General features: G+C 75.8%; 10 protein-coding genes. 3 read left to right on the top strand and 7 right to left on the bottom strand.

Annotated features, from left to right (window positions below; all coding sequences use genetic code 11):
- Window positions 1-79: 79 nt before the first annotated feature.
- From ACSNN9_RS26610 to ACSNN9_RS26595, 4 genes are all read right to left on the bottom strand, one after another.
- Entirely contained in the window at window positions 80-568 is a 489-nt protein-coding gene (locus ACSNN9_RS26610) for a hypothetical protein (RefSeq protein WP_436675986.1), read from the bottom strand.
- Window positions 569-904: 336 nt separating this feature from the next.
- Entirely contained in the window at window positions 905-1,744 is an 840-nt protein-coding gene (locus ACSNN9_RS26605) for an ArsR/SmtB family transcription factor (protein ID WP_436675985.1), read from the bottom strand.
- 94 nt (window positions 1,745-1,838) lie between these two features.
- The gene (locus ACSNN9_RS26600; RefSeq protein WP_436675983.1) at window positions 1,839-2,738 is read right to left on the bottom strand and encodes an NAD(P)-dependent oxidoreductase; all 900 of its coding nucleotides are present in this window, start codon (window positions 2,736-2,738) and stop codon (window positions 1,839-1,841) included.
- On the bottom strand, window positions 2,735-3,619 hold the full coding sequence (locus ACSNN9_RS26595) for an NAD(P)-dependent oxidoreductase (protein ID WP_436675981.1): 885 nt from the start codon (window positions 3,617-3,619) through the stop codon (window positions 2,735-2,737). The genes ACSNN9_RS26600 and ACSNN9_RS26595 overlap by 4 nt, the downstream gene beginning before the upstream one ends.
- Before the next feature lie 139 nt (window positions 3,620-3,758).
- Between ACSNN9_RS26595 and ACSNN9_RS26590 the strand changes: the two genes are divergently transcribed.
- Window positions 3,759-4,094 carry a winged helix-turn-helix transcriptional regulator gene (locus ACSNN9_RS26590; protein WP_436675980.1) on the top strand — a complete coding sequence of 112 codons (336 nt, stop codon included), beginning with the start codon at window positions 3,759-3,761 and terminating at the stop codon, window positions 4,092-4,094.
- A gap of 64 nt (window positions 4,095-4,158) precedes the next feature.
- Here the strand turns inward: ACSNN9_RS26590 and ACSNN9_RS26585 are convergent, their stop codons facing one another.
- Both ACSNN9_RS26585 and ACSNN9_RS26580 read right to left on the bottom strand, forming a co-directional pair.
- Window positions 4,159-5,010 (bottom strand): inositol monophosphatase family protein, encoded by an 852-nt coding sequence (locus ACSNN9_RS26585; RefSeq protein ID WP_436675978.1) that lies wholly within the window; start codon window positions 5,008-5,010, stop codon window positions 4,159-4,161.
- 45 nt (window positions 5,011-5,055) lie between these two features.
- Window positions 5,056-6,165 (bottom strand): serpin family protein, encoded by a 1,110-nt coding sequence (locus ACSNN9_RS26580; protein WP_436675977.1) that lies wholly within the window; start codon window positions 6,163-6,165, stop codon window positions 5,056-5,058.
- A 176-nt stretch (window positions 6,166-6,341) separates the two neighbouring features.
- On the opposite strand from ACSNN9_RS26580, the gene ACSNN9_RS26575 reads away from it, so the two are divergent.
- Entirely contained in the window at window positions 6,342-7,592 is a 1,251-nt protein-coding gene (locus ACSNN9_RS26575) for a lycopene cyclase family protein (protein WP_436675976.1), read from the top strand.
- A gap of 6 nt (window positions 7,593-7,598) precedes the next feature.
- Here the strand turns inward: ACSNN9_RS26575 and ACSNN9_RS26570 are convergent, their stop codons facing one another.
- Window positions 7,599-8,066: a serine hydrolase gene (locus tag ACSNN9_RS26570; RefSeq protein ID WP_436675975.1), complete on the bottom strand. Its 468-nt coding sequence runs from the start codon at window positions 8,064-8,066 to the stop codon at window positions 7,599-7,601.
- Window positions 8,067-8,117: 51 nt separating this feature from the next.
- Here ACSNN9_RS26570 and ACSNN9_RS26565 point away from each other — a divergent pair.
- Window positions 8,118-8,413: ribonuclease H family protein (locus ACSNN9_RS26565; RefSeq protein ID WP_436675974.1), on the top strand; the 296-nt coding region annotated here is incomplete at its 3' end.

The raw sequence follows: 8,413 nt of genomic DNA, 5'->3' as shown, positions 1-8,413 counted from the left end.
GCACCGGTGAGAACCACCGGTGCGGGCACCCGTTCCAGGGATGGACGGCCTTCGGGAATGGACGGCGCGGGGCCGCCGGTCAGAGCGTGGCCGCCGCCATGTGGCGCCTGCGGCGGGCCAGGATCAGGGCGCCGCCCGCGGCGGAGCCGAGCAGGGCGCCGCCGGCGGCCAGTGCCCCGGTCCCGTCGGCGCCGCCACGGCCGCCGGCCTGGGCGCCGCCGATCGGGGTGACGGTGAACGTGGCGCTGCCGGCCGCGCTGCCGTCGCCGCAGGTCGCGGTCACCGTGTAGGTGCCCAGGGTGAAGCCGGCGGTGAAGAGTTCGGCGCTCAGCCCGCCGCCGGCCGCCGCGGTGGTGGACCGGACGTTCTGGTCCCGGTCGGGCCCGGTGACGCGGAAGATCGCGTCGCCGGACTTCGGGTTGCAGGTCGTCGCGGTGAGCACGACCGTCCCGCCGACCGGCGTGGTCGCCGGTGACACGACGGTGTCGGCCAGCGCCGCGCCGGGGAGCAGGAGCGTGCCGAGACCCACGCCGAGCGCCGCCGATACGAGAACTGTCTTTGCCTTCATACGCGTCTTCCCTCACTTTTCGTCCGCTGACTGCGTGGGACGTCGTTCGGGTGGCCAACTCCGTGACTAGCACCGGTGTGACCAACCCTAGGAGGGTTGGGGTCCCGATCCGGTGAAAATGAGAATTCTTCGTTGCCGTCACGTGTCCACCCCGGAGGCGGAGGGAGCAGCGGATATGCCGGCACGACCCGCCCGCGAGGGTTGGCCGTGCCGATGTCGCCAGGGGTCGTGCTGTCGAGGGCTGGGCCGTCTCGACCCGTCTCGGGAACGATGCCCCGCGGCGGGCCGTACGCGTCCGGCCCGCCGCCCTGGCCCGTCGCGGCCCGTCTGCTGGGATCAGCCCTGCGCGGTCGCGCCCTCCGGGCGCGGCCCGGGCAGCGGCTCCCCGGTCTCCAGCAGCGACTTGAGGCTGGCCAGCAGCTCCGGCCAGCCGCCGCTGCCGTCGAGCTGGCCGCTGACCGCCCGGTGCATCTCGCTGCCCGGGGAGAAGTCCTCGTGGGTGACGGTCAACCGGACGAACGCGCCGTAGGGCGCGATGTCGAAGGTGACCCGGGACCTCCGTTCGCCGAGCCGGGCCGCCAGTTCCTCGTCGGACCAGCCGAAGTGGGCGGCGTGCTCCGGCTGGAAGCCGTGCCAGCTGTAGGAGAGTCGGCGGTACGGATCGGCGACCAGGACGCGCTGGCCCAGGTCGCGGAACTCGCCACCCGGCTCGTCCTGCCACAGCACCGGGGAGCCGACCTGCCAGTCGGAGCGCAGCGCGACGCCGCCCCAGTACCGGCGGGTGAACGCGGGCTCGATCAGCGCGGCCCAGAGCTTCTCGGGCGTGGTGTTGACGTAGGTGGTGTAGACGAAGGTGGGACTGTCCATCGGCTCCCGCTCCAGTGTTCTCTGCAGGTCGGCGAGTGCGCGCACCCGCTCGCGGTCGTAGCGGTCGATCCACCGTTCGGCGATGGCGTTGATCGGCGCGGGATTGAGGAAGTGCAGCTTCTCCCGGCCGCGTCGCACGGTGGTCACCAGGTTGGCGGCCTCCAGCACGGCGAGGTGCTTGCTGACCGACTGTCGGGTCATGTCGAGCCCGGCGCACAGCTCGCGGAGGCTCTGCCCGTTGCGCAGGTTCAGGTCGTCGAGGAGTCGACGCCGGCTCGCGTCGGCCAGCGCCCGGAACACGTCGTCCACCCTGCTCACCTCGCACACGCAGCCGCCCGGCTGCCTCTCGGAGCATAGGCAACCGGGCGGCTGCGTGTCCAGCGCGCGGGTGCGCCCGGCCCGGTCAGCCCGGAGCGGGCCGGTGGGTCCCGCCGGTGTGCAGCAGCCCCACCAGGACGGAGAGGCCCTCCTCGCCGTGGCCCCGGGCGACCGCCTCGTCCAGCAGGTCGCGCACCGGTCGCACCAGCCCCGCGTCGACCCCCAGGTCCCGGCAGGCCGCCAGCAGGTTGCCGAAGCTGGCGGCCTGCATCCGCAGGGACGACCCGTCGGCGTCGTGCGTGTCCGAGTCGACGGCCGCCGCCATGGCCGGCAACGCCCCGAGCATGGCGGTCAGCCAGCCGGTCACCATCGGCGCGAACTCGCCCGCCGGCACGCCGGCCGCGCGGATCATCGCCGTGGCGTGCAGAAACCCGCCGAACATCCCGTACATGGCGGCGAGCAGGGCCAGGTCGTGCACGGCCGCCCGGCCGGGATCGGTGCCGAGCCAGCGTGCCTCACCGAACGCCGCGAGGGTGTCCCGCCAGTCGAGGAACGCGTCCCGCGCGCCGCTGTAGAGCACGAGCGACCCGGGCTGGCCGATCATGGACGGCACCGCCATGATGCCGCCGCCGACGTGGCGGGCACCCCGCTCGGTCAGCCACTCCGCCAGCCGGCGGGCCCGCTCGGGAGTGCCGTTCGTCAGGTTCACCACCGTCCGGCCGGCCAGGACCGGCGCCGCCCGGTCGAGCACCCGCCGCGTGACGTCGTCGTCGAGGAGGCACACCACGAGCAGCTCGCCCGCGGCGACCGCCTCGGCGACCGAGCCGGCCACCTCCGCCCCCGCCTCGGCCAGCGCGGCGGACCGCCCCGGCGTGCGGTTCCACACGGTCGTGGGGTGGCCGGCGGCGAGCAACGCCGAGGCCAGGGCCCGGCCCATCGCGCCGAGCCCGAGCACGGTGACCCGCCGGCGGCGCGGGCCGCTCACGCGCCCGCCTCCGCGTACACCGGGACCAGCCGGGAGAAGTCGTCGTCGCCGTGCCCGGCGGCCACCGCCCGGGCGACGGCGGTGGCCGCCGCCCGGAGCGTGCCGGCGTCGATGCCGTGCCCCTCGGCCGCCTCGATGATGTGGGCCAGGCCGGCGGCGGTGGAGGCGACGGTGGAGACCTCGGCGGCGTGGTCCCCGGCGTCCAGCCGGCGGGCGAGGTCGTCGATGCTCTCTGGCAGCAGGCCCACGATCCCGTGGGCGTAGGGCGCCAGCTCGTCGCCGGTGATCCCCTCCGCCCTGGCAAGGGCGAAGGCGTGCGCGATGCCGGTCATCGCGGTCCAGAAGATGTCGAGCAGCGCCACGTCGTGGGCGGCGGCGCGACCCGGGTCCGTGCCCAGCCAGTGGGCCGCCCCGCCGAGGCTCGCCAGGCTGTCCCGGTGGGCATGCCAGAGCCGCTCCGGCCCGCTGTAGAGCACCAGCGCCTCGGGGCCGCCGATGCTGGGGGCCGGGGTCATGATCGCCCCGTCGAGGTAGTCGACGCCCCGCCCGGCGGCCCAGGCCGCCATCTCCCGGGCCCGGCGCGGGGTGTCGGCGGTCAGGTTCACGAGGGTGCGTCCGGCGAGGGCGTCGGCCGCCGGCTCGACGATGGCGCGGACGGCGGCGTAGTCGATGACGCAGGCGAGCACCAGCGGGCTGGCGCGGACCGCCTCCGCCACGGTCGGCGCCCGTTGCGCCCCGCGCGCCACGAGGGGATCCGCCCGGGCGGCTGTGCGGTTCCAGACGGTGGTCCGGTGGCCGGCGGCGAGCAGCGTGCCGGCGAGGGCCCGGCCCATCGGCCCGAGGCCCAGCACGGTCACCGGGGGCAGGTCGCGGTCGGTCATGGGAGTGCTCCTTCGTGGACGGTCGGCCCGGCCCTTGCGCGTGTCGCCGGGACGGTCCCATCCTGTTTCCGTACGCACGGAGCATCAAGTACCGACTATTTTCTCAGGTACTTACCTTTTGGTAAGTGAGAGGGGCGACGTGAAGAAGCGGACCTACACGTGCGGGCTCGACGCCGCGATCGACGTCGTGGGGGGCAAGTGGAAGGCGCTGATCCTGTGGGAGCTGGACCAGGGCCCCCGCCGCTTCGCCGAGGTGCGCCGGGGGATCAACGGGATCAGCGAGAAGATGCTGATCCAGCAACTGCGCGAGATGGAGGCGTACGGCCTCGTGCACCGCGAGGTCTACCGGCAGGTCCCGCCCAAGGTGGAGTACTCGCTCACCGACTTCGGCCGGTCCCTCAACGAGGCGCTGCTGCCGTTGGGCGACTGGGGCGAGCGGAACATGGCGACCATCGAGGCCATCGCCCGGGACTGACGAGCCGCCGCGAGTCCCGCACGCCCGGCGCTGCTCGGCGTATCGGGTCGCGCGGCGACGGGAATCATGACCGAACGGCTGCTGCCGCGCCGCAGGACCTGGTCGCCGCTGGCTCCAGGGCCGTACGGAACTGCCGGCCGACGACGGCCAGCAGAGCGGCGTGCGTCTCCGCGTCCGCCGCCACGAGCAGCCCACCCACCCCGGTGTGCAGGGGCTGCCCCCGTAGTCCGGTCACCACGCACCCGGCCGTCTGGCACAGCGCGATGCCGGCGGCGAAGTGCACGCTGTCGCGTACGTCCCCGTCGGTGACGTACGCAGCCCGCCGGCCGGCGGCGACCCACGCGACGGCCAGCGTGGTGGAGAGCACCCGCGGCCCGAACCGCGCGGTGAACTCCGCGTCCGCGAGCATCCCGGCCGCCCGGAACGCGGGGGCGTTCGGAAACGGCGGGTCGAGGTTGAGGTCCACCAGCCGCGAGCGGGCCGACGGCGCGAGGGGCTCGTCGACGCCCTCGTGACGGACGTGGGCCCGGCCGTTCCCGGTCCAGAACAACTCGCCGGCGAACGGGTCGGCGACCGCCGCCGCGCTGACCTCAGCCCCGGTGCGCAGCGCCACGTTCACCGCGACCAGCGGGGTACGCGCCGCGTAGTTCAGCGTGCCGCAGAGCGGGTCGACCAGCCACGTGCGCCCGGCCGAGCGGGAGCCGATGTGCCCGCTCTCCTCACCCAGCACGGCGTCGTCGGGCCGGGCTTCCCGCAGGACGTCGAGGATGGCCCGTTCCGACTCCAGGTCGGCGGTCGTGGCGAAGTCACCGGGTGACTTGTCGAACCGTTGCAACGGGCCGTCGAACCGGTCGCGGACTACCTCGGCACCCGCCTGCGCCGCGACGATGGCCAGCTCCGGGTCAGTGAGCACCATGGACGCACGGTAGAGCAGAGCGGGGCGGCCCGGCGCGCCCGACCCTCAGGCGCGCCCGTCGGGATCGGTCACCCAGCCCGCGAGCAGCACCAGCCCCGAGGGCCGGTGCACGGCGAGGAAGCCGAAGGGACGGTCGACGTCGAGGCGTACCCGCCGCTTCCGTGCGGTGACCGGCGGCCGCGCCGAGCCCGCCCGCGTGGAGACGGCGGTCACCGCGGCCGCGCGGAAACCCGTCGCGCCGAACGTCGCCGTCGCGCTCTGCCGCGCCTGCGAGACCGACAACAGCCGGGCGATGCCGGGAAAGTGGTCGCCCTCGCCGACGGCGGTGGCAAGGCCGAACAGCGCGGCCCGCGCCAGCAGGTCGTGGTCGGCGCGGGCGGTGAAGTCCACCGTGGCGACGAGCAGTTCGGGCCGCTCGTCGGCCGCGTCCACGACCTGCTCGTCGACGCCGGGCCCGGCGGCGACCGGCAGCGCGGTCGGGGTGCCGAGCGCGCCGATCGCGGCCGGCAGCACCTCGGCCGCCCCGCGCTCCGGCGCGCCCAGGGCGAGCACCACGTCGACGTCCTCGGCGCCGCGTACGGTCAGCAGGCTCAGCGGCCCGGCGGCGGTGTCGACGGCCCGCAGCGCGTCGAGGTCGTGGCTGAGCCGGCTCAGCCCGGCCAGCCGGCGCCCGCGCCACGGCCCGGCGGCCGGCTGGCACCAGGCGTCGCGGAACGGCTCCGCCCACTCGGTCCGCAGCGACAGCGCGCTGGCCAGGACCATCGCCGTCGCCGGGGTGACCCGCACCGGCATCCGGGGGACCAGGCCGTCGGTGTGCGTGGCGGCCCACCGGTCGAGGGCCGCCCGGTCGTGCGCCGGGTCGCCGGTCAGCTCCCCGCGCATCGCCGCCGGCACCTCCCGCAGCCACCGGTCGGTCAGCGGCAGGTCCCGCCGCGCCCAGGCGGCGAGCGCGAGCCGCGTGGTGGGGGAGCGGTCCAGGTCGGACCGGGCCGCGTCGGGTGCGACCGCGAGCAGCTCGTCGCGGGCCGGACCGGCGGCGTAGCGGGCGAGCAGCGCCAGCAGCGGGTAGACGCCGGCCCCGGAGAGGACCGTCTGGCCGCCGTCGAGGTCGGACGCCCAGCGGGCGGTGAGCGCGTTGGTGGCGATGGTGCTCACGGGGCGGGCGCCCTCCGGGTGGCGACGGGACCGTCGCCGGTGGGCGACCCCTGGCACCCTACCGCCGCCCGCCGCCCCGCTGCCTGCCGCCGGTCGCCCGCCGGGTGCCCGTGGCCTCGGGGCGGCAGGGCCGGTCGGTGACCGGACGGCCCGGGTGGTGTGGCAGCGTGGACGGCGTGAACACCTCCGCACCGCTGGACGTCGACCTGGCGCTGGTCGGCGGCGGCGGCGCGGCGTCGCTGGTCCTCGCGGCCCTGGACCGGCACGGGGTGCGCGGCCTGCGGATCGCCGTCGTCGACCCGGTCCACCGGCGCGGCCAGGACCGGACCTGGGCGTTCTGGGACCGTCCCGGCAGCGACCTGGACCCGCTGCTGGCCGCGAGCTGGCCCCAGGTCGAGGTGGCGACGCCCGCCGGCCGCCGCGTGCTCGACCTCGCCCCCCTGCGGTACGCCATGCTGCGCTCGGGCCCGGTCTACGACCGGGCCGCCGAGGCCGAGCGGCGGCTCGGGGTGCGGCGGATCGTCGCGCCCGCGGAGGCCCTGCACGACGACGGCCGGCACGTCCTGGTGCGCACCGGCGGGGCCGGCCCGACCGTCCGCGCCTCCTGGGTGCTGGACTCCCGGCCCCGGCCGCCCCGGCGACCCGGCCGCACCAACTGGCTCCAGCACTTCCGCGGCTGGTGGCTGGAGTCCGACGCGCCGGTCTTCGACCCGGCACGGGCCGTCCTGATGGACTTCCGCACCCCGCAGCCCGCCCGGGGCGTGTCGTTCGGCTACGTCCTGCCGGTGAGTGACCGCTACGCCCTGGTGGAGTACACCGAGTTCGGCCCCGAGCTGCTCACCGACGCCGGGTACGACGCGGCGCTGGCCGGCTACCGGGACCTGCTCGGCCTCGACCCCACCCGGCTCACCGTCCGGGAGGTCGAGAACGGGGTGATTCCGATGACCGACGGTCCGTTCGAGGCGCGGCCCTCGCCCCGGGTGGTCTGCCTCGGCACGGCCGGCGGCGCCACCCGGCCGTCCACCGGCTTCACCTTCTCCGCCATGCACCGCCAGGCCGGGCAGGTCGCCCGCGCCCTCGCCGCCGGCCGCCCGCCGGTGCCTGGCCCCGCGTACCCCCGTCGCCACCGCTGGATGGACGCGGTCGCGCTCCGGGCGCTGGACGCCGGCGGCGTCGACGGGCCGGACTTCTTCGGCCGGCTCTTCGACCGCAACCCCGCCGAGCGGGTGCTGCGGTTCCTCGACGGCGCCACCAGCCCGGCGGAGGAGGTGGCGTTGATGAGTTCCACCCGGCTGCTGCCGATGGTCGCCGCCACGGCCGGCGACGCCGCGGCCCGGCTCCGCGACCGCCTCGATCCGGCCCGGCGCTCGGCGACGTGGACGGTGCCGCGACCGGTCGTCGGCGGTCGGGCCGACGCCGACGGCTGAGCCGCCTCAGCCGGCGTGGACGGCGTCGCGGATGAGCAGGCGCAGCTCCTCCATCGGGTCGCCGTCGCCGAGCAGCGTCTTCGTCGCGGTCACGGCCAGGCCGAGCTCCGGATAGGCGTACGCGAGGCTGCCGCCGCTGCCCGCGCAGCCGAACGCGCCGTCCGGCTCGACCGCGTAGCCCAGGCCGAAGCTCGCCTCCTGGCCGAAGACCCACTCCGTGCCGCGCACCGCCGCGGCGCTGACCTCGCGCAGCCGCTCGGGCGGGATCAGGCGTACGCCGTCGACCTCGCCGATCAGCGCGGCGAACATCCGGGCCACGGCCCGGGCGGACATCGACCCGGTGGCGGGGACGTCGGCGCGGAGGAACTCGGGCCGGGTGCCGACGGAGGCGTCGGGGAGGAGACCGGGCGGGGCGACCCGGTCGAAGTTCGGCAGGTTGACGGCGGCCCAGTCCAGCATCTTTCCGCCGACCACGCCGCCGCCCCGAGGGCGGGGGAGACGGTGCGGATTCGGTAGGTTGCCGACATGGTGGACGAGACGGTTGGCAGGGTCGTGCGGATCTGGACCGACGGGGCGTGCAGCGGCAACCCCGGCCCCGGCGGTTGGGGGGCGGTGCTGCGCTACGGCGCGCACGAGCGGGAGCTGTGCGGCGGCGAGGCGACCCCGACCACCAACAACCGGATGGAGCTGATGGCGGCCATCCAGGCGCTCGAGAGCCTCACCCGGCCCGTCACGGTGGAGCTGCACACCGACAGCACGTACGTGCGCAACGGCATCACGAGCTGGCTGGCCTCGTGGAAGCGCAACGGCTGGCGGACGGC

The sequence above is a fragment of the Micromonospora sp. URMC 107 genome (assembly GCF_051386315.1).
In the GTDB taxonomy this organism is placed as follows: Bacteria; Actinomycetota; Actinomycetes; order Mycobacteriales; family Micromonosporaceae; genus Micromonospora.
Note: the sequence above shows the minus strand (reverse complement) of the source record. Positions and strands in the feature narration are given on the sequence as shown.

What these genes read in the sequence shown, in the direction of transcription:
- ACSNN9_RS26610 (WP_436675986.1), bottom strand. Translation starts at nt 568, where the DNA reads ATGAAGGCAAAGACAGTTCTCGTATCGGCGGCGCTCGGCGTGGGTCTC.
- ACSNN9_RS26595 (WP_436675981.1), bottom strand. Translation starts at nt 3,619, where the DNA reads ATGACCGACCGCGACCTGCCCCCGGTGACCGTGCTGGGCCTCGGGCCG.
- ACSNN9_RS26585 (WP_436675978.1), bottom strand. Translation starts at nt 5,010, where the DNA reads ATGGTGCTCACTGACCCGGAGCTGGCCATCGTCGCGGCGCAGGCGGGT.